Origin of the sequence: Brucella sp. NBRC 12950 (assembly GCF_030268145.1) — a bacterium.
Classification (GTDB): domain Bacteria; phylum Pseudomonadota; class Alphaproteobacteria; order Rhizobiales; family Rhizobiaceae; genus Brucella.
In genome coordinates this window covers 78,251-101,425 of the sequence record NZ_BSQC01000011.1, presented here as the reverse complement: position 1 = coordinate 101,425, position 23,175 = coordinate 78,251, and the positions used below count along the sequence as shown (strand labels likewise).

The window sequence follows — 23,175 nt, the reverse complement described above, 5'->3', positions numbered from 1 at the left end:
AAAGCCATCTTGATTTCATGTTTGATTGAAATGTGCCTGATAAAGCCGGCCTCTTTTAGGTCGGATCCGTCAGGTGCGTCAATTCAAAGCTTTTCGAAAGCGCGTGCCATGCAGAAATTCCGCCCTGTGATTGCCAGCGGGCCACTGTGTCTTTTAACTGCACTTTACGTTCTCATATTCACAAACACGTCGTTCTGGCGTGCAATCGGCACCTATTATGCTGATTCTCCATTAAGGCTTGCTGGCATAGTCGTGGCACTGTTGCTGTTGCACACCGCGCTTTTTGTGTTGTTTTCGGCAAAATACGTCGTCAAACCGATGTTGATCCTATTTGTGATAATTGCGGCAGGTGGTTCCTACTTCACTGATACCTTCGGTACGATCATTGACAAGAATGTCGTTGAAGCAGCTCTTATAACTACGCAGGCTGAATCCGGTGCTTTGCTGACGCCGAGCTTCATTTGGCACATGATGCTTTTCGGCGTTGTACCATCGCTGTTGATTGCTTGGGTGAGGGTTAAGCACCGACGACTGCTTGGCAAGCTGATGGTGAATACGGGTGTCATTCTCACATGTCTGATCGCAGCCGTTGCCATACTTGGAACAAACTACGCGGCTTATTCATCAATGTTTCGCGAGCATGGCGCTGATATTATGCAAAAGCTCATGCCGAGCACGCCGATCACCAGCACGATCCAATATGTCTCGCATGTGGTCAAAAACCGTGACATTACAATGGAGCCATTGGGGCTCGATGCCAAGCAAACGTTGACTCAATTGCCCGGAGGCAAAAAGCTGGTAACGGTCGTTGTCGTTGGTGAAACTGCTCGGGCGCAGAATTTCAGCCTCAACGGTTATGCGCGTGAAACCAATCCTGAACTGAAAAAACGCGACGTTGTTGCCTTCACTGACACGACGAGCTGCGGAACAGAGACTTCGGTTTCAGTGCCTTGCATGTTTTCGCCTTTCACTCGTGAAGATTATTCCAATACAAAGTTCCGCGGTTCCGAAAACTTGATGGATGTGCTCCAACATGCAGGCGTACAGACGCGTTGGTATGAGAACAATACTGGCAGCAAGGGCGTTGCAGAACGCATCAAGCTGACCGATCTGCAAGGCGCGCAGGACAAGCGCTATTGCGAAGGTGGCGAATGTCTCGATCAGATATTGGTTGATAGCCTGTCCAACGAGCTGAGCGAAATTTCGGGCAATGCGACCATCGTTTTACATATGACGGGTAGCCACGGCCCTGCCTATTATCGCCGATACCCGGCTGAATATGCGGTCTTTGCACCCGATTGCCGTTCAAATGATTTTGCTAAATGCTCGCAGGAAGAAATCGTCAACGCCTATGACAACTCGATCCTTTATACGGACCATATTCTGTCCGAGATTGTCGATCTTCTCAAAGCGCATGAGGAAAAGTTTGCATCCGCGATGATTTATATGTCCGATCATGGCGAGTCGCTTGGTGAGGACGGTCTTTACCTTCACGCAGCGCCCTATTTCATCGCGCCATCGCAGCAGACACACATACCGTTTATCACATGGTTTGCACCAGAATATGCGGCTGCTACCGGTCTCAATCCTGATTGCTTGCGCAAGACGACGGCTGAGCCATCATCGCATGATAATCTGTTTCATACGGTGCTTGGTATGATGGCGGTTAAAACGTCTGCTTACGACCAGAAGCTGGACCGCTTTGCCGCTTGTCGAACACCACACAACGTTGCGTCGAATTAAACTCAAAACCCCGCTCAAAAGCGGGGTTTTGTTTCTCTTTGAGATTAAACGTAACGGTTGACCACGTTTTCCAGATATTCCTGACGGCCGGATCTTGGCTTTGGATTGATGTCTTTTGCTTCGACTTCTGATGCGATCTGTTCCAGCGACATGCCGGTTCCAATCGTTTTCCCGAAATCGCCAGACCAGCCAGCATATCGCTCATCGAGCGGCTTGCTCAGAGCGCCGTCCTGCAACATCAGGGCGGCGGCTTTGAGGCCGCGTGCACAGCAGTCCATGCCGCCGATATGGCCAATCAGCAAATCCTGTGGGTCAAGCGACTGACGACGCAACTTGGCATCGAAATTGGTGCCACCATTCTTCAAGCCGCCGTTGAGCAGCACCTGATAATAAGCGAGCGCCATTTCCGGTACATTGTTCGGGAACTGATCTGTATCCCAGCCTGACTGGTAGTCGTTGCGGTTCATGTCGATTGAGCCAAGAATCCCAAGGCTGCGGGCCAGTGCCAGTTCATGCTCGAATGAATGGCCTGCGAGAATTGCGTGGCCCTGCTCGATATTGACCTTCACCTCGTTTTCGAGACCGTAGCGCTTGAGGAAGCCGTAAACCGTTGCGACATCGTAATCATACTGGTGCTTTGTTGGTTCCTGTGGCTTTGGCTCGATCAGGATTGTACCCTTGAAGCCAATCTTGTGCTTGTACTCGACTACAAGGTTGAGGAACCGCCCCATATTGTCGAGCTCGCGCGTCAGATCGGTGTTGAGCAGGGTTTCATAACCCTCGCGACCGCCCCAAAGCACATAATTGTCACCGCCAAGGCGCTTGGTTGCATCGAGGCAGGTTTTCACGGTTGCAGCTGCAAAAGCAAACACTTCCGGATCGGGATTGGTCGCAGCACCCGACATATACCGACGATGTGAGAAGAGATTGGCAGTGCCCCACAAAAGCTTGATACCGGTTTCAGCCTGCTTGCGCTCGAAAATATCCACAATGACTTCGAGGTTCTTCGTGTTCTCAGCAAAATTGTTGCCTTCTGGGCGCACGTCGGCGTCGTGGAAGCAATAGAAAGGTGCGCCGAGAAGCGAAAAGAACTCAAATGCAACATCGGCTTTTAGTTTTGCGGCTTCGAGGTCATCCTTATACCAGGGACGGTCAAATGTCCGTCCGCCGAAAGGATCTCCACCTTCCCACGCGAAGCTGTGCCAATAGGCGACTGCAAAACGTAGGTGGTCTTCCAGACGCTTGCCGAGGACGATTTCGTCCGGGTTATAGTGGCGGAATGCTAGCGGATTATCGCTATCTGGACCTTCATAACGTATTTTCTGGATGTCGCCGAAAAATGCGGTGCTCATCATGCTCCTCCAATGTTGATGCTGGTGACGCTGCGCCTCGGGCTTACTGAGCCAGAGGTTGCAGCGCGGGATAAAGTGCGTGGTAACGCTGATATGCTTCGTCGTATGACGCGGTGAGCGCGTGTTCGGGTTCAATGGTATGGGCCGTGCGCGGCGGCGTGCAGATCGCAAAAGGATCAGCGTTACTTGCAGCGATCAGGCCAAGACGTGCTGCGCCGAATGCGGCACCAAAGTCGCCTTCTTCGGGAAGAGAAATTGGAACATTCAATGCTGTGGCAATTGATTTGAGCCAATAGGCAGAGCGCGAACCACCACCAACTGCGATGAGCGATTTGATCTCGGTACCTGCCGATTGCAGTGCGGCGAGATTATCGCGGATCGCAAATGCGACGCCTTCAAGCACCGCTTGCGTCATTGCTTTGCGGTCTGTCTCATGCTCGAGCCCGTTGAACATGCCTCGAATCCGCGCGTCGTTGTATGGGGTTCGCTCGCCCGATAGATAGGGCAGAAAACTGATCTTTCCGGGGGCTTGGAGTCTATCTCCGAGCTCCGCATCAAGCGCGTGCGGGCTGGTGGACGTGATACGAGAGAACCACTCGAGTGCGCTTGCCGCGGATAGAATGACACCCATTTGATGCCACGTATTTGGAAGCGCATGGCAGAAAGCGTGGACTGCGCTTTCAGGTTTTGGTTGATAGCTGGCATTAGCGGCAAACAACACACCTGATGTGCCAAGTGAAACGAAAGCATGACCCGGTTGAACAGTACCCATGCCGCAGGCCGAAGCAGCATTATCGCCGGCGCCTCCCGCAACGACGGGGGCGTTCAAGATCCCCCAGCGTGAGGTAAGTTCTGCACGCAATCTTCCTGTGGCCTCGCTGCCCTCGGCAAGTTTGGGCATGTGGCTTTCCGTCAGACCAGTTTTCGAAAGCAATTCAGACGACCAACGGCGTGCGCCGGTATCAAGCCAGCTTGTGCCTGCCGAATCCGACATGTCTGAAACATACTCGCCGGTGAGCCAAAGCCGTAGATAGTCTTTCGGTAAGAGAATCTTGCGTGTTCTAGCGAAAATCTCTGGTTCGTTGCGTGCAACCCAGACGAGTTTGGGCGCGGTAAAGCCCGGGAAAACGATGTTGCCGGTGATGGCACGGAAGGCCGGATCGGCGTCGAGTTCGGCAGCTTCTTTATAGCTGCGCGTGTCATTCCATAGAATGCACGGCCGAAGCACCTGATCGTTTTCATCAAGCAGTGTTGCACCATGCATCTGGCCGGAAAGACCTATGCCAGCAACGGTTGAAAATTCCTTTGGATGCGCTGTGCGCAAACCGTCGATAGCGGCTTCACAGGCCCTGATCCAGTCCGTGGGGTTCTGCTCACTCCAGCCTGGATGGGGGCGAGAGACATCGAGTTCACCATGGGCAGAACCGATAATATTTTGTTGACTATCGATCAGAAGCGCTTTTACGCCCGATGTTCCAAGATCAAGCCCGAGATACATATTTGCTCCAGTCGAGTTATTGTGTTCCGCGCCTCAGTCAAGCTGTGGCAGGTTGTCTTTGAGGAAGATTTCGATGCGGATATGTTCCTGCCCTTGCACGATCGCGAGGCGGTCTGCAGTCGCTTTTAAAACACGAACGGCACTGCGAATTTCGTGTCCCGCGTCCTGCGCCAGCACGGCGTGAACAAGGCCATCCTTCAGTGCTTGCGATGTGATTCCGTCTCGTTCGTGGGCAATGACCAGCGGCCGTTTATGATCTTGAAAAGCAGCGAGCGCACGGACAAGACCGCTGTTGCCGGCGCCAAGATTATAGATTCCTGCGAGGTCTCTCTGGCCCTTGAGCAGCTCAAGGGCGAGCTTCTCTACGCGCGCGCCTTCGTCAAAACCCTCGAGCACGGGAAGGATTTCTCGGTCCGGGAAATCCGTTTCCATGGCCTTTTTGAAGCCCTCGAAGCGTTCCTGGTGGTCATGGACTTTAAGCGAGCCCGCAATGACGGCAATCGGACCAATAGTACCGCTCGCAAAAAGACCCAATAGACGTGCAGAAGTTCGTCCTGCAGCACCATTATCAATACCAACATAATGAGCACGAGTTGAACGACCCAGATCGGATACCAGGGTCACAGCGTGAATTCCCGCCTCGGTCAGTTTCGCGCAGGCTTCGCGGACCGGATCAGTATCGACCGCAACGAAAGCGACGCCGTCGGGCTTACGTTCGGCGCTATCATTCAACGCCTTCACGAGTGCCGCTTCATCGAATGCTGGCACAAGCACCAGATTGATCAAAACCCGTTCAGACAAACCCCGTTCTGTCGCTGCTTCAAGTTCAGCACGCAGGTTCTGCATAAAGGTGTTTTCGTTATCCGGCAAAATGAAATCAAACTGATACAGCCTGCTTCGGGCAAGATTTGCAGCACCCACGTCCCGAACGTAGCCGAGCGCATTCATCGCATCCGTTACACGAGTGCGGGTCTTCGCTCTGACACCGGGTCGATCATTAAGCACACGGTCAACCGTGGCGAGACTGACGCCCGCGGTTCTGGCTATATCATGCACGGTGGGTTTCATTCTCACTCCTCGGAGCGGAACATAGGAGTAAAAATGAGGTACGTAAATCAAAAAATGCTTGCTATTCAATTTTCTTTACGTATCAATTGCAGCCGAGGATGAGATTGCACGTCTGAGTGCGATTTTACTGGAGTGATCTTGGTGCATGCCACCGCAGGGAGGATCAACCAGACACTAACTATAGAACCTCTTCGGAGGTTGTTTTGTCGTGCCAGACTCCGGGGGGCGGATTCGTTCGGGGCGAGGACTTGTATCAACCGGCATCAAGCCGGCGGTGATTGGAGGAAACGTGCATGAAACGTCGTAATTTTCTAACGGGTGCGCTTGTTGCAGCGGCTCTCGGACTTGGTGCAATGAATGCTGCGCCTGCTTATGCATCACCTGAAAACCCGGTTATCGGTTTTTCTATCGACGACTTGCGTGTAGAGCGCTGGGCACGTGACCGCGACTATTTTATCGCAGCTGCTGAAAAGCTAGGCGCGAAGGTCAATGTCCAGTCGGCTGACGGCAATGAAGAAAAGCAGGTCAAGCAGGTCGAAAACCTGATTTCACAAGGCGTCGATGCCATTGTGATCGTCCCGATGAATTCGAAGGTTTTTGATGCGGTTGTAGCCGACGCAAAGGCTTCGGGCATCAAAGTTCTTTCCTATGATCGCCTGATCCTGAATGCTGACATTGATGCTTATATTTCTTTTGACAATGAGCGCGTAGGGTTCATGCAGGCAGAAGCCGTTTTGAAGGCAAAGCCGGAAGGTAACTACTATCTGCTCGGCGGTTCGCCGACGGACAACAATGCGAAGCTGCTGCGTGCTGGTCAGGAAAAGGCGCTGAAGGATGCCGTCGATTCCGGTAAGGTCAAGATCGTAGGCTCGCAGTGGGTCAAAGAATGGAGCCCAACCGAAGCGCTCTCCATCATGGAAAATGCCCTGACCGCCGCATCCAATAAGATTGATGCGGTTGTTGCCTCCAATGACGGCACCGCCGGCGGCGCAATTCAGGCGCTCGCCGCACAGGGTCTTGCAGGAAAGACTGCAGTTTCCGGACAGGATAGCGATCTGGCAGCCGTTAAGCGCCTCGTGGACGGCACGCAGACCGTAACGGTTTACAAGCCGCTCAAGCTGATTGCTGAAGAAGCAGCAAAGCTTACTGTGCAGCTGGTTCGCGATGAAAAGCCGGAGTTCAACGGCAAGATCGACAATGGTTCGAAGGAAGTCGATACACTTCTTCTGACACCAACCGCCGTCACCAAAGACAATATCGACGTTTATGTGACTGACGGTTTCTACACCAAGGAGCAGATTGAAGGGAAATAATCCTTCGGGTCTGTGAACCTGTATGCGGGCTGCGAGGCCGGACGTTAGAATTTGAGGTTCTCACGTCCGGCCTCCAAACAATATCTTTTGGTCCGTCTTTGACAGCGTTGTCTGCCAGTGCAAATTTCGGTGCCCGCTTTTAAAGATAAACCGAAGTAAGTTTATTTGGAAATACTGTAAGGTCGTTTCGAATGTCCGACTATCTTTTGGAAATGCAAAACATCGGTAAAGAGTTCAACGGCGTGAAGGCGCTGGATGGCATCTATCTGAAAGTGCGCGCAGGAGAATGTGTCGGGCTATGCGGCGAGAACGGTGCGGGCAAATCCACACTGATGAAAGTTTTGTCTGGTGTTTATCCCTACGGCACTTGGACTGGCGAAATCTTTTGGCAAGGCAAAGAGCTCAAAGCTAGCGGCATTCGTGATACTGAAGCTGCAGGGATTGTGATCATCCATCAAGAACTGATGATGGTGCCGCATCTGTCGGTTGCTGAGAATATTTTTCTTGGTTCAGAGCCCACCACCGGTGGGTTCATTGATTATGATCAGATGAATGCGCGAGCGACTGAACTGCTCGCTCGTCTCAAGATCAACGACATCAACGTTGCCTTGCCAGTTTATCACTACTCTGGAGGCAAGCAGCAGCTCATTGAGATTGCAAAGGCGATCAACAAAAACGCCAAGCTGCTCATCCTGGATGAGCCGACATCGGCACTCACCGCTTCAGAAACACGGGTTTTGCTCGACCTCATCAAAGACTTTAAGGCGCAAGGGATGGCTTGCGTCTACATTTCCCACAAGCTCGATGAGGTGGCGGAAATTTCCGACACAGTGACGGTTATCCGCGATGGCGCGCATATCGCGACACGTCCGATGGCGGAGCTTGCAACAGCTGACATCATTACAATGATGGTTGGGCGCGAGATGAAAAATCTCTTCCCACGTGAAGCTCACGACATCGGCGAGGTGATGTTTGAAGCTCGCAATATCACATGTTGGGATGTTACCAATCCTGACCGCAAGGTGGTGGATGATGTTTCCTTTGCGCTCAGACGTGGGGAGATTCTGGGGATAGCGGGTCTAGTGGGAGCGGGGCGCACAGAGCTGGTATCGAGCCTTTTTGGTGTATGGCCCGGCGCTCATCAGGGTAAAGTCTTTCTGGAAGGCAAAGAAATTAAGATTCGCACGCCACGCGACGCCGTGCGACAGGGCATCTGCATGGTGCCGGAAGATCGCAAGCGCGATGGTATCCTGCCAATTATGCCAGTCGGTCACAACATGACGATTTCGGTGCTCGATCGTTTTTCGCTGCGTGGGCTTATCGACAAAGAATCCGAGTTGGCGACGATTCAGCGCGAGATTTTGCGGCTCAAAGTGAAAACCGCCGATCCTATGCTGGCGATTGCATCGCTGTCAGGCGGCAATCAACAGAAAGCTGTGCTTTCGAAAATGATGCTCCCTGACCCGAAGGTTCTCATCCTGGATGAACCGACACGCGGCGTAGATGTCGGTGCGAAATATGAAATCTACAAGCTGATATTCGCGCTCGCCAAACAGGGTGTTTCGATTTTGATGGTTTCATCAGAAATGCCGGAAGTGCTTGGCATCAGTGACCGAGTTCTCGTCATAGGCGAGGGCAGACTGCGAGGCGATTTCCCGAATGCGAATCTCACCCAGGAGAAGGTCCTTGCCGCTGCAATTGGCAAGCCTGCAACCAACGCGGCCTAATCCGCAGCTAATCTAACTGGTGCATGATATGACTTTGACAGGCAAAAGCCTCAGAAAATTTCTCTCAGAATACAAGATCGTCGCGCTGCTCATTGTCGTTGCGCTGATCTGGGCTTTTTTTGCCATCATGACCTATGACCCAGAAATGGGTCGGTCACAATTTCTGACGGCGCGGAATTTCTCCAATCTGCTGCGTCAGATGGCAATAACTGGCATGTTGGCATCGGCCATGGTGTTTGTAATCGTGGCTGGTGAAATTGATCTTTCGGTGGGCGCGTTACTTGGATTGTTGGGCGGTGTCGCTGCCGTGCTTGATGTCGTCTATGGTTGGCCACTTTGGGCGACAATCAGCACCGTTTTGGTGCTTGGAGTCATTCTTGGAGGCTTTAATGGCTGGCTGACAGCCTATCTCGGGATTCCGTCATTCATTGTGACACTAGGTGGACAGCTGGTATTTCGTGGCATCGTTCTTGGCATCATGGGTGGGGTTACCATTGCGCCCATTTCGCCCGGCTTCAAATATATCGGTCAGGGTTATTTGCCGGGTTGGCTTGGCAATGTCTGTGCCATGGTGTTGTTTACGGTATTAATTCTTATCACGCTGAGAACCCGTGCCAGTAAACGCAAGCATAGTCTTCAAACACTCACCCCGGCGATGGAAACTGCACGACTTGTAGGCACAGGAATCCTTATTCTTGGCTTTATTCTGATCCTCAATAGCTATCAGGGCGTACCGGTCCCGGTTCTGGTGTTGCTGGTTATTCTGGGCGTCTTTACCGTCATTTCACGCCAGACGGTGTTTGGCCGCCACATCTACGCTGTGGGTTCAAATCTCGAAGCGACGCGGTTTTCGGGTGTCAATGTGAACTTCGTCAAAATGGCTGTGTTTGCCTTGATGGGCTTGATGGCGGCGGTCGCAGGACTAACGACTACTGCTCGTCTTGCAGCTGGTACCCCTTCAGCAGGGTTCGGTGGCGAGCTTGATGCCATCGCGTCATGCTTTATCGGGGGAACATCGATGCGCGGCGGGGTCGGATCCGTGATTGGCGCATTGGTTGGTGCCCTCATCATGTCAAGCCTGGATAACGGAATGTCGATGCTCGGCGTTGATACATTCTGGCAGCAGATAATAAAGGGCAGCATCCTGGTGCTGGCGGTCTATCTCGATATCGTATCCTCAGGCACACGTCGCGCCTGATAAGGGGCGGGGGGAGTGTCGCGCAAGACCTCCAGGGGTTTTGCGCGACACGTTGCTAGATTTTCCCGTCACTGCTTGATCGGCCGATGCTCAGCAGCTGGTACATGATTAGAGCTGCAAAAGTGGATGTTCCAATTCCGCCAAGAGCAAAACTACCAATATTGACTGTGAAGTCTCCTGCGCCGAAAATCAGCGCAACACCAACGGTGAATAGATTGCGTGGATCAGCAAAGTTTACCTTGTTGACGACCCAGATGCGCGCCATCGCCGAGGCAATAAGACCGAAAACGGATACTGCAAGTCCAGCGAGCACGGGTGCTGGGATCGTCTGCAGGATAGCACCAAATTTTGGTGACATGCCAAGCGCAATTGCGACCACTGCAGCGATCACAAAGATCAATGTCGAATAGACCTTCGTCATTGCCATGACGCCGATGTTTTCAGCGTAGGTTGTGACGCCGGTGCCGCCGCCGGAGCCTGAAATCATTGTCGCGATGCCATCGCCGAGAAACCCGCGACCGATATAGCGGTCCATGTTCTGGCCAGTGATTGAACCAAGAGCTTTAATATGCCCCAGGTTTTCCGCCACAAGCACGATCGCCACAGGTGCGATCAAAGTGATCGCCGGCCACGTGAAAACAGGGGTAGTGAACGCGGGCAGGCCGAACCATGGCGCAGAACCAACTGCAGCAAAATTAATGCCAGGAACGATGCCTAAGCCGTTGCCGAAAATTAATACTAAGCAGTATCCGAACAGCAAGGCCAGCAAGACAGCCACACGTTTGGTAGCAAGCGCGCCATAGGCAGAAATCATCGCCATGCAAAGCACCGTCAAAAGCGCAATCGTCATATGCGCACCGGTACCTTTAAGCTGGCCTACCGCGACAGGCGCCAAGTTGAGGCCGATTGCAACGCCAATCGCGCCTGTGACGGCTGGAGGCATGAGCTTTTCAACCCAACCCGTACCAACCGCCATGACAATAAGCCCGATCGCGGCATAGATCGCGCCGCAAGCAATGATTCCGCCAAGAGCGAGAGCGATGTTCGGATTAGGGCCGCTACCTGCATAGCCGGTAACTGCGATTACAACTGCGATAAAGGCAAAGGACGAGCCAAGATAACTCGGCACGCGCCCTCCAGTCATAAAGAAGAAGAGAAGCGTTCCAATGCCAGAAAAGAATACCGCAACATTTGGGTCAAAGCCCATAAGCAGGGGCGCGACAATGGTGGAGCCGGACATTGCCAGTAAGTGCTGAATGCCCATTGGAACTGCGGCAGCAGCTGGAAGCCGTTCGTCAGGTAAAACGGTCGTGTTGTTGGTTAAACGCCAATTCGGGAAGTAGGACATAGACCCCTCTTAATCAAATTAATCCAGAGGGGCTTATCCGCAATCTGACGCGACTTCCAGCTTTTACGGAGCCAACAATGACCTAATACGTCATTTTGGGCTTCCTGAAACATCACCAAGGTTTGCGAGGGAATTGTCATCAAAGCCAAAATTAAGCCGTGCCGGCTCCATCCGATCAGGCCCTCATGAAAGAGAACTTTCGCATGACTGTAACCTCGAGCGTTGCAACCCTTGGCAGTTTCCGGAATGGCGAAAAGCGCCATTCCGGGTGGCGCATTAAAGGAGCGTGATAGCCGCTATCCCATGATCCGACTTTTTCGCCAATAAGCCCTCGGTCAGCGCCCTGCGATGCTCGGCGAGATAGATGTAATGGAACGCATCTGCTCTTCCACCGATCAAACAAATATCCTGGCGGGTCCAATGCCAGTCTATAGCAGCGAGCTTATTCTCGAACTCTGACGAAGCTGTTGCTGACCAAAAACTTGCAATCCCTGATGGTGAGAGCGCGCGCTCTATGACCGTTAGACCGCAGTCGCTGTAGATCGCTTCATTTTCGTGCCTGACCAAAAAATCCGGCCCGTTATCGGTATCCATGAGGATTAGATCGAATGTTGATGGATGTTGATGTAATCTGTCCATCACATCGACCACACATAAATTAACCCTCGGGTCTTCGAGAGGAAAGCCTGCTAGGTGACCAATATATGTCCGGTTCCAATCAACGATTTCTGGTACGAATTCGCAAACGGTAATCTCAGTATCATCGGGCAGGTTGTCAAGAGCGGCTCTGAGCGTAAAACCCATTCCAAGCCCCCCGATCAACACGCTCTTTGGCGAGCCTCCGAACAGTCTTAGCGAGCGCTCGGCAAGGATGGTTTCCGATTGGAAATTAATGTTCGACATCAGCTCGAGCCCATTATACCGGATTTCATAGATGTCGTCTCTTTGACGCAATATTATTTCGTCGCCAGCAATATTGCCGGCGCGCGCCAGTTCGGTCCAGATAGCCATAATAAATCCCAAACGTGAGCACTACTGGTCGCCCAGCAGGACTTTTCGCATTTTGTGTGAAAAGGATTGGGGTCGCTGCAGGATTAGACGCGCAGCAACCCTATGGCATCTTCTGATCGAGCATCCATCATCAGGGGGAATGCTGACTGATCATTCGAGATATCGAGCAAAAGCAGCATATTTCGAAATCCTGTCGTCATACCTCTAACTGAATCCTTCAAGACAATGGAAGGGCAAGAACCTATCTCTAGGAAATGGTGTCCGACTTTGCAAGTTAGCAGTGCCATCACAGTTGTGTCGGGCACAATGCAGCCGAATTGTCGGAGTGAAAGCCGCTCATCAACATCGACCTGGCGAGAGATATTTTTGCCAAGTCCGAAATTTAGTGGCGCGGAGGCCAAGCAGCCATACCATTGAGATTCAATCATCTTGGCAATGCTTAAGCGTTTCATTTAGCGGCGGCGGGCCACCCTCTCCAGGGATTAAACTGGGCTTTACCCGGCAACTGTTCGGTGGAATTTTTATTTCGTCTTCTTGCCCTGATCGTAATGCCACTTGATGGCAAAGAACATGCCAGTTCCCAATACGAGAACCTTGAACGTAACAAAGACTACAATAAACCAATCCATAATCTGTACATTCCCAAGCTGTTATGTCCTGCGAGGCTCTTATAGCAAAATGGCTTATTAAACAGCTTCAATTTTTGTTGAAACGATCAGCGAACCGGACCTCGGCAGCTGCTTCCCTCAATTTCCCTGCCGCTAATGTTAAATTTGGATAAAGACACCCCATAGATAGCGACTGGAGCGCGACGGCGACTTCAGAATTTTCGAAATACAGACAGCGAAGCCTCAAGCGCTTCTTTCTATCCGCGGAGGTGGCTATTTTGTGGGGCTGGAGAATTAAAGCCATCGCCGCAAACCTGGCCTGGACGAAAATAAGAGTGTTCCATGATGTCTCTTTTATCTTCGTCATCTAACAACGGCTGTCCTGTGGTCTAAAAATGACCTGGAGTGGTAACGGGGGACGTCTTGGATTCAGGCGCTTATTAAGCGAGATTGTCTCGCTGCAGCCTGGCTGCTTTCAGCCGTTGAGTTTTCGTATCTAAGGCTAGCTTTTCATTCTCAAGTATTGATTTTGCGCGACTATCTTTGTCTGCCCTCCTGATTTCGGCCTGCGATAAAGACGATTTGAAAAGAGCTTCGCTTGTCGGGTACTGATCCTCATTAGACATAACTATACTCCAACGGATGTGTTGAGTTGGGGACTAACGTGAGTGATTGGACACTGCGCAAATATAAAAAAGGTCGGTGAGCGCCGACCTTCTTAAATGCCAAATGCCTGTGTCAGTGTTTAGGGAGACGAGACAAAATCCAGATAGCAATAAAGCTTATAGTGCCTGAAGATTATCAGCAGCCTGCTTGCCAGAGCGTCTGTCTGCCACTAAGTCGAAGCTGACCTTCTGGCCCTCATTCAAGCCGTGAAGACCCGCACGTTCTACTGCCGAGATGTGTACGAAAACGTCCGGCGAACCATCATCTGGCTGAATAAAACCGAATCCTTTTGTACCATTAAAGAATTTTACTGTACCATTTGCCATAACGAATTCCTTTCAATTCGATCAAGCCAAAAAAAAGCGAATAGAACTTCGCGGCTGTTTTTACGATATTGAAAGAAAAAGCCTTCAATTACTTATGAGAGGCAGTCGATAACAAAGTCGATTTCCCCTTGTAGCCTGAATAATATGGCAACTCAATGCCAAATTATTCAGGCTAAGATAAGAATTTGTGATGTCCGAGAAGGGCCCGCGGTTGTTTGAACGAAGGCTAAGCGATATTTCACGAGATACTTTTCAATGTGCGGGGTAAAAAATTAATGATTACGATGCCCTAAGAACTCATATCTAATTTTTTGTAGCACGTATCCGACTTCTAACCCAGGCGAAGGCACCCGGATTCGAAGCCGGAATAGCGGAGTTAGGATATTCGCCTCAGCACTGAAATCATTAGATAATTAGATGCGTTTCACGTCGATTGAGAACAGAGCTTTTTCAGCGTCGGGCAGTTCGCCTTCTGCATACAATGATAGGGATAAATTGCCGTAGGTGTCGAACCTCACCTGAACGGAAGTATGCCTCAGCCGATTAGACGCATACCATTGCCGGATAGCGTGGAAGCCTGAATATCTCGGCCGAAAACTGGCAGGTAGCGTCTTTTTGCCAGTAGAAACGGTCACTCCAGCCGCTATTTCTGCAACCAATCGCCGGCGCTTCACTATGTTCTGGTGATTGTCGATATTTTCGGGAAGGTCGGCGAACACCAAACCATTTGCTTTCTTTCACCGTAACGGTTGGTGCGCTGACGGATGCTGAGCTTGCCATCAGAAAGATCAGTCGCTCCCCAGCGCCACCTCCGCGCCTCACTCGCACGGATAAAAATCATCGTGCACGTCCGATTTCTCCAATCAGTTTACCCGCCTGTCGCGTGCAGGAAGTCGAAGTAGTATACCTCACTTGTTGTGAGGAACTTATAGGACTTTTATTTTAATACGTATGTGGTTTACTTCATCGCAAAGAAAAGAAGATAGAAATGCATTGTAAAATAGCTTTAATTTTGATCGATTTGGCCGAATCTTCGATGGTTTTCAGCGCGAATGCGAAAACGAAGAAGCTTAATTTGAGATGAGTGCAGACCGCATCGAGAAAGTTTCGAAAACAATAAATCAACTCAGCGGGAATGCGGTGATCAGGTTGGGAGATTCAGAGATTAAAACAGACAGAGAACGGATTTTCTTTAATGCCAATAAAGTAACCGTTTATAAAGACACGGTTGTTGCCTCCGGAAATACATAGTTCAACTGAGGGTCATTTGCGAGGAGACGCCTCGACAGGATGCTGGATGTGTTGCACAGAATTAGCATATCAGAGCGAATACCTCGCATGTTGCTGACAGGCAGCGAAAATAGCCGATGTTGGTTAATTGTGGCGTGAAGACGTCTTGGCAGCCTCACCCGAAAGGGCCCGACTAGCGCAGAAGCCAAAAGGGCAAACCTTGGTTATGGATGCTAAGCGCCTAAAACGTGGGCCCAGCTCCAAAAGCCGGTAAGATGCGTCTCGGTACGTTCCGATCATCTTTGTTTCATGACAAACACTACAGCTATTATTAAGGCGGCAAAAAATGCTGCTTGGCCACTCGCTGAAATTTCGAGGTCCACTATCGAGACCGGCATTGTATCTGAGGGAGTAAGCATTGGACGCACTTTGCGCTAAAAAAATAAGTGTGCTGCTTGCAGCGTACGATACCGATGGCTTCCCACTCAATCTCATTTCTTGAGAATGGAGCATTTTCTGCTCAGTGCGGTTCGTTTAATCAGTTCACACGAATGCCACCGGTCATTTACTGTTCTACTTATGTAATCGCGATTTGCTACCAATCTTGGAACAAGCGCTTTTTTGTAAGATGGGCGCTTAAACGCCTACATCAATTTCGTGTCTGGCAGCTTGAGCTAAGGAAGCAGAACGCGTTAAACCGAGATTCTTTGCGACAGTGTCGATAGCTTTAAGAACGCCATTTTCGAAAATGGCATTCACACATAATAAGTTGCGATCCAATAGAAATTGCCATTTTACCAAAGTTAATTAGTATTAAAGGGTATAAATATGCGCATTTTAACACTCGAAGAAATGAAGATTGTCAGTGGCGGTGGTCGCCTAGATTCTCCAGATTATGGCGGGGCTCGTAACACGGATTTTGGCGCTTCTCGCGGCCCCCAATCTCGCGGCGGAAGAAATAATGACGGCAGAGATGCTGCTATGGATTCTTATCTTGGCAGAGACGTATATGGTGCGAATGCTGTTGGGCTAAATCCCAATGTGGCTCGGGGAGCGATTGGTGGCGCCATTGGTGGCGTTCTTGGTGGGCTGAAAGGCGCTATTGCGGGAGCGATAGGGGGCGCTTATGGTTCATCAGGTGGCGGGTTGACTTCCCCAAGTCCGAGCAATCGTGGGGGAGGAAATTACTCTGGTGGACGGGAAAGAGGCGGCGGTGATAGCGGTGGCCGTGGAGGAGGGCGTTAAAATTCAAGCAGGCAAGCAATGTTGCTTGCCTGTATTTCAGTTTATGAGTGTAACGTATGTCGATTAAATCTATCATATTAAATTTTTGGGTTTTCCCATTAGGGTTATTTATACTTATGTTTTCTGTAGGTAACGGAACTTTTGATATGAATATGGATTTAAAGAATTATTTTTATTCTTCATTATTTACAATTATCATTATTTCTTTTCCAGTAACTATAATTGAATGTCTAAAAAAAATTAAGAAAAATAGGAGTATTTTCAAGCAGGTGCGAGAAGATTCTTAATCTGGGGCACATGGCAAAGCGGTACAGTTGAAGCCAGACGTATCATGGATGCAAAGACAGGGAAAATCCATTGGGTAGTGTTTGACTCTGGCAGACATATCTTCAACGCTACCGACGAGCGAACACTGATGGAGAAGCTGACTAACGAGTTCGGTCCGAAGTTCGGAGGTTCCAAATCTCGTTGGGGCGAAAGATAAAGTAGACCGCAGATGGCAAACATTAGCGAACACTTCTCTCTCTGGGGCTGGAAGGGCTCATCGCTCTGACATTTCAAAGTTCCTGAGAGTGCCGCCTACAAAAGATACTGGGTAACTTTTGTCCTTGGCCTAATCTTGTTCGCTAATGTTTTTCTGGGTTGACTTGACCGTCCACTTCACCCCGTCTGTGAAGCGTTTAGGACATGTTGCCAAGCAAATTCCCAAGGCAGCTGCAGAGTGCCTTAAGGCTACTTTTCAGGATGATAGGTATAGTCTGTGGCGATCTTACCGATCGGGTTAGCCAAACATTGATGGCTTACGCCAACCGAGCCTAACCCATCGATTTAATTGCAACTGATTTCAGCGTTGAGGGGGCAAGGTGTCCAACGGACTTGAAGAGGTTTTTGGATGAGTGCGGGAGATGGAGGAGAATTCCTAATAGATTAGGACACATCTTTACATTGTATGCGTGCGATCGAATGCGGGTATTTATATAAGTTATGGAGATTTTTTATGCGTATTTTGACCGAAGAAGAAATGATTATGGTGTCGGGAAGTGGAGGATTGGATTCCCCCGGTAAGAGCGATGCTAATTACGGTGGGAATCGTAGTAGAACCAGCAGTTCACATAGCTCTTCAGGCGGTAGCGGGAATAGCAACCGTCCATCAAACTCTGGATGGGGGGCTACTGTCGGTGGAACTATTGGAGGGGTGATTGGAGCCAAAGTAGCAGGTGGTTATGGCCCGATTGCCGCAGCGGGAAGAGCCTGGGGTAGTGTTGTAGGCTCAGGCTTGGGCCATCTAACTGAGGGTGGATTCGTGGCCGGAGCCAATAAGGCCATAGATAAAACGTTGCATGATGCCCAGAATGCGGCTGGGCGAGCTGCGGCTACCGGCTCCAGATGGGGAGGGAGAAATTAGCCGCTATGATTTTGGCAATGAACTATATAAATGTTGATTGCCATTTTTCTAAATGACCGTTTCAATCAAAAAGAAGAAGCTTTGCAATATATGAGTAGATATTTAGATTTTATTATTGCAGAAATGTCCATAAATGGCTGGTCAAACCTTTGTTGGTACTTAGCATTGAGCACTATTATTTCTATAATATTTGTTTATATTTGGGGTGGTGGCATCATATTCGGAATATTTTATTTTACTTTGAGCTTAATTCTCGAGTTGATTTGGATTACCTGTAAATATATTATCGATAAGTATGATTAGATTTTTCACGATGGTCGTTAGAATTCTGTGATATTTTCTCAAGTTATATATTTCGTAATCTTAAATTTAATCTGATGCCGTACAGAGCAATATTATTATTTAGATAATTATAATTGGTGTAATTTCTTTTGAGATTCTCACGTCGACTATATTTGACGCGTCGTGAAAACTTATCACTATGAGAATTTTTTATCATTCAATTGTGTGACTTATGAATACCGCTAGAGAAACATCCTATGGCCCTGCGGAATACGTCTCTCTATTCCGAAATGAGGCCATCGTTGCCCGTCGCGTTGCGTGGCTAGGTAACCCTCGTTTAATTCAACCAATTTCGGTTCAGCTAGCCACAGGAGTGGGCATGGTCATTATTGCGCTCATTCTGGTAGTGCTGATGTTCGGCCAATACACCCGCCGCGTGCGCGTCCATGGCGCTGTCGTTCCGAGTGCGGGTGTTTTGCATATCTTTACGCCGCAAACCGGGCGTCTCGTACAAGTACACGCTGCAGAGGCGAACACTGTTAAAGCAGGTGATCCTCTATTTCTGGTGGCTACAGACATCAAGACTGGGCTTGGCGAGACCGAGAGTGTCGTCAAAGACCAGCTTCAAAGCCGTATTGATGAACTTGACGAGGCTATAAGGCAGCGCGCTCTGCTTGATCAGGTTGAAAAGCGTGCCTTGGGAGAACGTGATCGCTCTATTACACAGGAGATCGAGCGTGTTGATGCGCAGATAGCACAAACCGAAACATATATTGCCGTGTTACGGCCCCGTGCCGTCAAATACCGAGAGCTGGTTGACAAGGGCATTACCCTCGAGCGCAGCTACGAAGCTGCTGAGCAAAGCTATATGCAAAACCGCCAGGAGTTCGAAAGTCTGCGCAGACAACGGGTGCAACTTGAAAGTACAGCATCAGATGTCAGGTCCAAGCTCGACGGTTTCGACGCTTCAGCTGCAATCGGGCTTGGTGAGATGCGCCAGCGAATAGCAACGCTCAAAGAGCAACTGGCGCAGTCCGAAGCACGCAGAGCCATTGTAATTGCAGCACCTGCCGACGGTACGATTGCAGCGGTCCTTGCACATTCTGGTCAGCTTGTCGCAGCTGGAACGCCACTGGTGTCGATCTTGCCCACCGGCGAGAAGATGGAAGTGCATCTGCTTGCAGACAGCAAAGCGATTGGCTTTATCCGGGAAGGCGTGCCTGTACTGTTGCGGTACACGGCGTTCCCCTATCAGAAGTTCGGCCAATATGGTGCCCGGGTTTCAAACGTCTCTCGCGTGACATTACGGCAGGGAGAAGCCAATGCGGACGCGCTGGCGGCTCAGCCGCAACCGACACAGGCACAATATCGGATCACTGCCCAGCCAGATCAGCCGAACGTTATGGCATATGGGCAAGCTGAGCCGTTGAGAGCAGGCATGAGCGTCGAAGCCGATCTGCTTCTTGATACCCGTCCGCTATATCAATGGCTGCTTGAACCGATCTACAGTCTGCGAGGCCGCGCCACCACGCAGGCCGACAATAACCCGTCATGATGAGCAGATTGAACTTTTCCCTGTCATTGAAGCGGCAACTACCAGTCATCCTGCAAACCGAAGTCGCGGAATGCGGACTGGCATGTCTGGCGATGACCGCAGGGTACTATGGCCATGAGATTGATCTGAGTAGCTTACGGCGTCGGTTTGCGGTTTCAGTCAAAGGACTCTCGCTCCTCGATATATCTCGCATCGCAAGCGGTTTGTTTATGGCCACCCGCCCGGTGCGCGTCGAGCGTGAGGACCTGTCAAAACTTCAGACACCCTGCATTCTGCATTGGGAACTGCGCCATTATGTGGTGCTGGAAAAGGTAACTGCTAAGGGTGCCTATATTCATGATCCGGCTCGTGGTCGGCGATTGGTCCTGCTTAAAGAGTTGTCAGAATGCTTTACCGGTGTTGCTCTCGAACTCTGGCCCGCAGAAGGTTTTGAGCGCAAGGTTGAGAAAGAACGCATTCGTCTTACAGATATGTTTCGGCGCATCAGCGGATTGAAGCGGGCGCTATTCCAGATATTTGCCTTGTCACTCTGTCTGGAAGCCATTGCGCTGCTTACACCGATTGGATCGCAGATCATCTTCGATGAAGTGATCGTGGCGTCGGATCAAAATCTCCTGACACTGATTACGATTGGCCTTGGTGTACTCACAATCCTGCAACTCATCTTTGGTTTGGCCAGAACATGGGCCGTGCTCATCATGGGGACAAACCTGAACCTGCAATGGACAACCGCGTTGTTCGATCACCTGCTGCGTCTGCCGCTCTCGTATTTTGAGAAGCGACACGTTGGTGATGTGGTCTCGCGTTTCGGATCACTGGCAAGAATTCAGTCAGCACTGACGACGGACATGGTGAGCGCGGTCCTCGATGGCATCATGACCATCGGGGCATTGGTCATGATGGTGCTTTATGGCGGCTGGCTTGCAGTGGTTGCATTAATCACCCTTGTGCTGCATCTGGCCATCCGTGTCGCTGCCTATCATCCATATCGCGCAGCCAATGAGGCAGCGATCATACAGGGGGCAAAAGAAGATTCGCATTTCATCGAAACCATCCGTGGTGTTGCCAGCATTAAAACCATGGACCTGCATGACCGCCGCAGGGGCGCATGGCTCACTTTGCTGATCAACGTGATCAACTCAGATCTCCGGATCAAGAAGCTTGATATGCTCTTCGGTATCATCGGTACGTTCCTTGCAGCCAGCGACGGAATTATCATGCTTATACTCGGCACAAGGTCCGTAATGGATGGGGCCATGACAGTCGGGATGCTCATCGCCTTCCTTGCTTACAAGGATCAGCTTGTAGGGCGTGTGGGGGGGCTAATTGATTTGGCGATCAACCTGAAAATGCTTACCCTTCACACCGAACGCATCGCGGATATTGCTTTGACGTCAACTGAACCTGTCGCAACCCTCTCTGCGCTACCACTGCAAATACCCATTGAGCACTCCTTACCGTTGCGGGTTGAGAACGTGCACTATACCTATGGTGAAGGATTGCCAGAGGTTCTCAGGAATATCAACCTGATGATTGAACCCGGAGAATGCGTGGCCATCACCGGTCCATCTGGGTGCGGTAAAACCACTTTACTGAAAATCATGTCGGGTCTTATTGAACCAAGCGAAGGCAGAGTTCTGCTGGGCGATGTGGACGTCAAAGAGACAGGTCTGGTTGCCTATCGCAGGCACATTGCTACTGTGTTGCAGGACGACCTGTTGTTTGCAGGTACCATCGCAGAAAATATCTCTTGCTTTGATCCACATTCCGACCAGGTATGGATAGAAGAATGCGCTCAAATGGTTGCCATGCGAGATGAAATCATGGCGATGCCTATGCGGTACGACTCGCTGATTGGCGATCTGGGAAGCTCGCTATCCGGTGGTCAGAAACAACGGCTGTTTCTTGCGCGTGCGTTGTATCGCCGCCCTTCGTTCTTATTTCTGGATGAAGCCACAAGCGCTCTGGATGAAGCGAACGAGCGCCGCATAAACGCGGCGGTTTCAGCCTTAAAGATCAGCCGTGTTCTTGTCGCACATCGACCATCGACTATCGCTCAGGCGTCGCGGCGAATAGATTTGAGTTAGTCATACCCAGCAATGCAAGTGATCTGCCGATGCTGGCGGGATTACGAAAAGTTGCACCGCCAACGGCAGAGATTCATGCGCTCGTCATTCAAAATGACGTAGATAACATGGCCTTCAGGAGCCGGGTGAAATCCATGAAAAAAGCTAGATAGCTGCTAAGGTTTACGTTTCAACCTATCGGTGACAGCTCCGAACAGCGCATCGCTGCTCCACATCCCACACACACCGAGGACGAATGCTGCAGCGTGAAGGCCAACATCTGAACGATCGTCTGGAGGTAATGGAAAGTTAATTGCCCGAAGGTAGTGGATGTTCGAGCCGGTGATGTATTCCGCAGCTAATGCACCGCATATCGGTGATGCGATTGTTTCATGTAAAAATTGACTTGTTTCGCGACAGCGCTCGAAGAATACCGCCAGCGAAACCCGCCACTAACACCGAAATTTTCAAACCATATTCATTGAATGGGTCGTTCTTAGCATGTTCCAGCCCAGCTATAGAGGTGTCCCGCTCTCGTCATTACTTCCCCCAAATGTCTTTGTAGTATGGCCGCCCATGTACAGCGCGGAACCGACACGACTTGCACTCGCAGGATGTACGGAAGCGGAGATAGCTACAATCACTGGTCACAGCCTCCGTGATGTCCGCTCGATCTTCAACGCACACTATCTAAATCGCGATCCAAAGCTCGGTGAATCAGTGATCAGAAAGCTTGAGCCAATGAACAACTCTGTAAACTAAGGTGTAAACCGAGCTAAAGCGGTACAGTTTCGAAATAAGGATTGTGTAATAGAATAAATTGGCTGGGGAACCTGGATTCGAACCAGGACTAACGGAGTCAGAGTCCGTGGGTCTACCGTTAACCTATTCCCCAGCAGGGTCACGTATCAGCTAGTTTCTGAAGCGCGATCACGAAGGAAGTGAGTTACTTCGTTCGTCGGTGGCCACCATCTAGCGAACTCAAACGATGAGCGCAAGCCCTTCTTTTAAAAAAATGTGGCAAATTCATTGATTTCTTAGCAGTGCTCAAAAAGCTGAGGGATTTCATCGCAGAAAGCAAAGTGCGGATAAAAAAAGCCCGGCAGCAGAGGTGCGGCCGGGCAAAGGGCAGGCTGGCCGAGAGGGGACCCGGCATGTGAAGGTGGCGCCTGCCAGATGTTCATTCAACAAATATTGCGAGCGGCCTCCACGCGTGAGCGTGCATCTGCGAGCGCCGCAAGAACGGACGTCGGATCTTGTGGGTTGCGCTGACTGATCGCTGTATAGAGGTCACCACTGTGAAGCCCGATATCCTTCAGGAGGTAATGATCGAGTTCATTGAGGTGGAGCACGTGACGCCGGTTTCGGAATAGCGTCCAGCGACGCAGAACCGACGTAAACACTGATTTTACCACTTGCTTGAGTACGGAAGTCGGCGCACTCGTGGCTGGTAAATGTGTCATGTTGGTCTTGCTGATCGCTGTCATTGCCGCTCTCCTTCAAGCGTGCTTGGTCAAACTGTTAACGTCGTCAG

General features: G+C 50.6%; 17 protein-coding genes and 1 tRNA gene. 8 read left to right on the top strand and 10 right to left on the bottom strand.

All coding sequences use genetic code 11. From position 1 onward, the window contains the following. Positions 1-108 precede the first annotated feature (108 nt). Positions 109-1,743, top strand: a complete 1,635-nt coding sequence (locus tag QSJ70_RS18495) for a phosphoethanolamine transferase (RefSeq protein ID WP_285538586.1) — start codon at positions 109-111, stop codon at positions 1,741-1,743. Positions 1,744-1,787: 44 nt separating this feature from the next. Here the strand turns inward: QSJ70_RS18495 and xylA are convergent, their stop codons facing one another. From xylA to QSJ70_RS18480, 3 genes are read right to left on the bottom strand one after another with little or no spacing between them, the layout of a single operon-like run. After that, positions 1,788-3,095, bottom strand: coding sequence for a xylose isomerase (gene xylA / locus QSJ70_RS18490; protein ID WP_285538584.1), 1,308 nt, complete (start codon positions 3,093-3,095; stop codon positions 1,788-1,790). Positions 3,096-3,138: 43 nt separating this feature from the next. After that, positions 3,139-4,593 (bottom strand): xylulokinase, encoded by a 1,455-nt coding sequence (gene xylB / locus QSJ70_RS18485; protein ID WP_285538582.1) that lies wholly within the window; start codon positions 4,591-4,593, stop codon positions 3,139-3,141. A 33-nt stretch (positions 4,594-4,626) separates the two neighbouring features. Continuing rightward, positions 4,627-5,661, bottom strand: a complete 1,035-nt coding sequence (locus QSJ70_RS18480; RefSeq protein WP_215777531.1) for a LacI family DNA-binding transcriptional regulator — start codon at positions 5,659-5,661, stop codon at positions 4,627-4,629. Positions 5,662-5,954: 293 nt separating this feature from the next. On the opposite strand from QSJ70_RS18480, the gene xylF reads away from it, so the two are divergent. From xylF to QSJ70_RS18465, 3 genes are all read left to right on the top strand, one after another. Beyond that, positions 5,955-6,974 (top strand): D-xylose ABC transporter substrate-binding protein, encoded by a 1,020-nt coding sequence (gene xylF / locus QSJ70_RS18475; protein WP_215777529.1) that lies wholly within the window; start codon positions 5,955-5,957, stop codon positions 6,972-6,974. 191 nt (positions 6,975-7,165) lie between these two features. After that, the gene (locus tag QSJ70_RS18470) at positions 7,166-8,701 is read left to right on the top strand and encodes a xylose ABC transporter ATP-binding protein (RefSeq protein WP_285538579.1); all 1,536 of its coding nucleotides are present in this window, start codon (positions 7,166-7,168) and stop codon (positions 8,699-8,701) included. Between the two features lie 28 nt (positions 8,702-8,729). Continuing rightward, positions 8,730-9,899: a sugar ABC transporter permease gene (locus QSJ70_RS18465; protein WP_215777525.1), complete on the top strand. Its 1,170-nt coding sequence runs from the start codon at positions 8,730-8,732 to the stop codon at positions 9,897-9,899. Between the two features lie 55 nt (positions 9,900-9,954). Here the strand turns inward: QSJ70_RS18465 and QSJ70_RS18460 are convergent, their stop codons facing one another. The 5 genes from QSJ70_RS18460 to QSJ70_RS18440 form a co-directional block, all read right to left on the bottom strand. Further along, positions 9,955-11,247, bottom strand: coding sequence for a solute carrier family 23 protein (locus QSJ70_RS18460; protein ID WP_285538576.1), 1,293 nt, complete (start codon positions 11,245-11,247; stop codon positions 9,955-9,957). 276 nt (positions 11,248-11,523) lie between these two features. Further along, on the bottom strand, positions 11,524-12,258 hold the full coding sequence (locus QSJ70_RS18455) for a spermine/spermidine synthase domain-containing protein (RefSeq protein WP_215777522.1): 735 nt from the start codon (positions 12,256-12,258) through the stop codon (positions 11,524-11,526). An 83-nt stretch (positions 12,259-12,341) separates the two neighbouring features. Continuing rightward, a complete protein-coding gene (locus tag QSJ70_RS18450) occupies positions 12,342-12,710 on the bottom strand; it encodes a hypothetical protein (RefSeq protein ID WP_285538573.1) in 369 nt (122 codons plus the stop codon). Between the two features lie 938 nt (positions 12,711-13,648). Continuing rightward, positions 13,649-13,858: a cold-shock protein gene (locus tag QSJ70_RS18445; protein ID WP_215777519.1), complete on the bottom strand. Its 210-nt coding sequence runs from the start codon at positions 13,856-13,858 to the stop codon at positions 13,649-13,651. Positions 13,859-14,271: 413 nt separating this feature from the next. Then, positions 14,272-14,577: a hypothetical protein gene (locus tag QSJ70_RS18440; protein WP_285538571.1), complete on the bottom strand. Its 306-nt coding sequence runs from the start codon at positions 14,575-14,577 to the stop codon at positions 14,272-14,274. A gap of 1,339 nt (positions 14,578-15,916) precedes the next feature. On the opposite strand from QSJ70_RS18440, the gene QSJ70_RS18435 reads away from it, so the two are divergent. The 4 genes from QSJ70_RS18435 to QSJ70_RS18420 all read left to right on the top strand — a co-directional run bounded on the left by QSJ70_RS18435 (position 15,917) and on the right by QSJ70_RS18420 (position 21,662). Continuing rightward, positions 15,917-16,333: a hypothetical protein gene (locus QSJ70_RS18435; protein WP_285538570.1), complete on the top strand. Its 417-nt coding sequence runs from the start codon at positions 15,917-15,919 to the stop codon at positions 16,331-16,333. 1,435 nt (positions 16,334-17,768) lie between these two features. Then, positions 17,769-18,041, top strand: a complete 273-nt coding sequence (locus QSJ70_RS18430) for a hypothetical protein (protein ID WP_285538568.1) — start codon at positions 17,769-17,771, stop codon at positions 18,039-18,041. A 358-nt stretch (positions 18,042-18,399) separates the two neighbouring features. Then, positions 18,400-19,575 (top strand): HlyD family secretion protein, encoded by a 1,176-nt coding sequence (locus QSJ70_RS18425; RefSeq protein WP_285538566.1) that lies wholly within the window; start codon positions 18,400-18,402, stop codon positions 19,573-19,575. Then, positions 19,575-21,662, top strand: coding sequence for a peptidase domain-containing ABC transporter (locus tag QSJ70_RS18420; protein ID WP_285538742.1), 2,088 nt, complete (start codon positions 19,575-19,577; stop codon positions 21,660-21,662). Before QSJ70_RS18425 ends, QSJ70_RS18420 begins: the two co-directional genes overlap by 1 nt. Before the next feature lie 800 nt (positions 21,663-22,462). On the opposite strand, the gene QSJ70_RS18405 is transcribed toward QSJ70_RS18420, so the two are convergent. Both QSJ70_RS18405 and QSJ70_RS18400 read right to left on the bottom strand, forming a co-directional pair. Next, a tRNA-Gln gene (locus QSJ70_RS18405) sits at positions 22,463-22,536 on the bottom strand. A 289-nt stretch (positions 22,537-22,825) separates the two neighbouring features. Next, the gene (locus tag QSJ70_RS18400; RefSeq protein WP_285538564.1) at positions 22,826-23,128 is read right to left on the bottom strand and encodes a DUF1127 domain-containing protein; all 303 of its coding nucleotides are present in this window, start codon (positions 23,126-23,128) and stop codon (positions 22,826-22,828) included. Positions 23,129-23,175: the final 47 nt, after the last annotated feature.

What these genes read in the sequence shown, in the direction of transcription:
- xylF (WP_215777529.1), top strand. Translation starts at nt 5,955, where the DNA reads ATGAAACGTCGTAATTTTCTAACGGGTGCGCTTGTTGCAGCGGCTCTC.
- QSJ70_RS18460 (WP_285538576.1), bottom strand. Translation starts at nt 11,247, where the DNA reads ATGTCCTACTTCCCGAATTGGCGTTTAACCAACAACACGACCGTTTTA.
- xylA (WP_285538584.1), bottom strand. Translation starts at nt 3,095, where the DNA reads ATGAGCACCGCATTTTTCGGCGACATCCAGAAAATACGTTATGAAGGT.
- QSJ70_RS18470 (WP_285538579.1), top strand. Translation starts at nt 7,166, where the DNA reads ATGTCCGACTATCTTTTGGAAATGCAAAACATCGGTAAAGAGTTCAAC.
- QSJ70_RS18480 (WP_215777531.1), bottom strand. Translation starts at nt 5,661, where the DNA reads ATGAAACCCACCGTGCATGATATAGCCAGAACCGCGGGCGTCAGTCTC.
- QSJ70_RS18435 (WP_285538570.1), top strand. Translation starts at nt 15,917, where the DNA reads ATGCGCATTTTAACACTCGAAGAAATGAAGATTGTCAGTGGCGGTGGT.
- QSJ70_RS18425 (WP_285538566.1), top strand. Translation starts at nt 18,400, where the DNA reads ATGGTCATTATTGCGCTCATTCTGGTAGTGCTGATGTTCGGCCAATAC.
- QSJ70_RS18455 (WP_215777522.1), bottom strand. Translation starts at nt 12,258, where the DNA reads ATGGCTATCTGGACCGAACTGGCGCGCGCCGGCAATATTGCTGGCGAC.
- QSJ70_RS18445 (WP_215777519.1), bottom strand. Translation starts at nt 13,858, where the DNA reads ATGGCAAATGGTACAGTAAAATTCTTTAATGGTACAAAAGGATTCGGT.
- QSJ70_RS18450 (WP_285538573.1), bottom strand. Translation starts at nt 12,710, where the DNA reads ATGAAACGCTTAAGCATTGCCAAGATGATTGAATCTCAATGGTATGGC.
- QSJ70_RS18420 (WP_285538742.1), top strand. Translation starts at nt 19,575, where the DNA reads ATGAGCAGATTGAACTTTTCCCTGTCATTGAAGCGGCAACTACCAGTC.
- xylB (WP_285538582.1), bottom strand. Translation starts at nt 4,593, where the DNA reads ATGTATCTCGGGCTTGATCTTGGAACATCGGGCGTAAAAGCGCTTCTG.
- QSJ70_RS18465 (WP_215777525.1), top strand. Translation starts at nt 8,730, where the DNA reads ATGACTTTGACAGGCAAAAGCCTCAGAAAATTTCTCTCAGAATACAAG.
- QSJ70_RS18495 (WP_285538586.1), top strand. Translation starts at nt 109, where the DNA reads ATGCAGAAATTCCGCCCTGTGATTGCCAGCGGGCCACTGTGTCTTTTA.
- QSJ70_RS18430 (WP_285538568.1), top strand. Translation starts at nt 17,769, where the DNA reads ATGTTGATTGCCATTTTTCTAAATGACCGTTTCAATCAAAAAGAAGAA.
- QSJ70_RS18400 (WP_285538564.1), bottom strand. Translation starts at nt 23,128, where the DNA reads ATGACAGCGATCAGCAAGACCAACATGACACATTTACCAGCCACGAGT.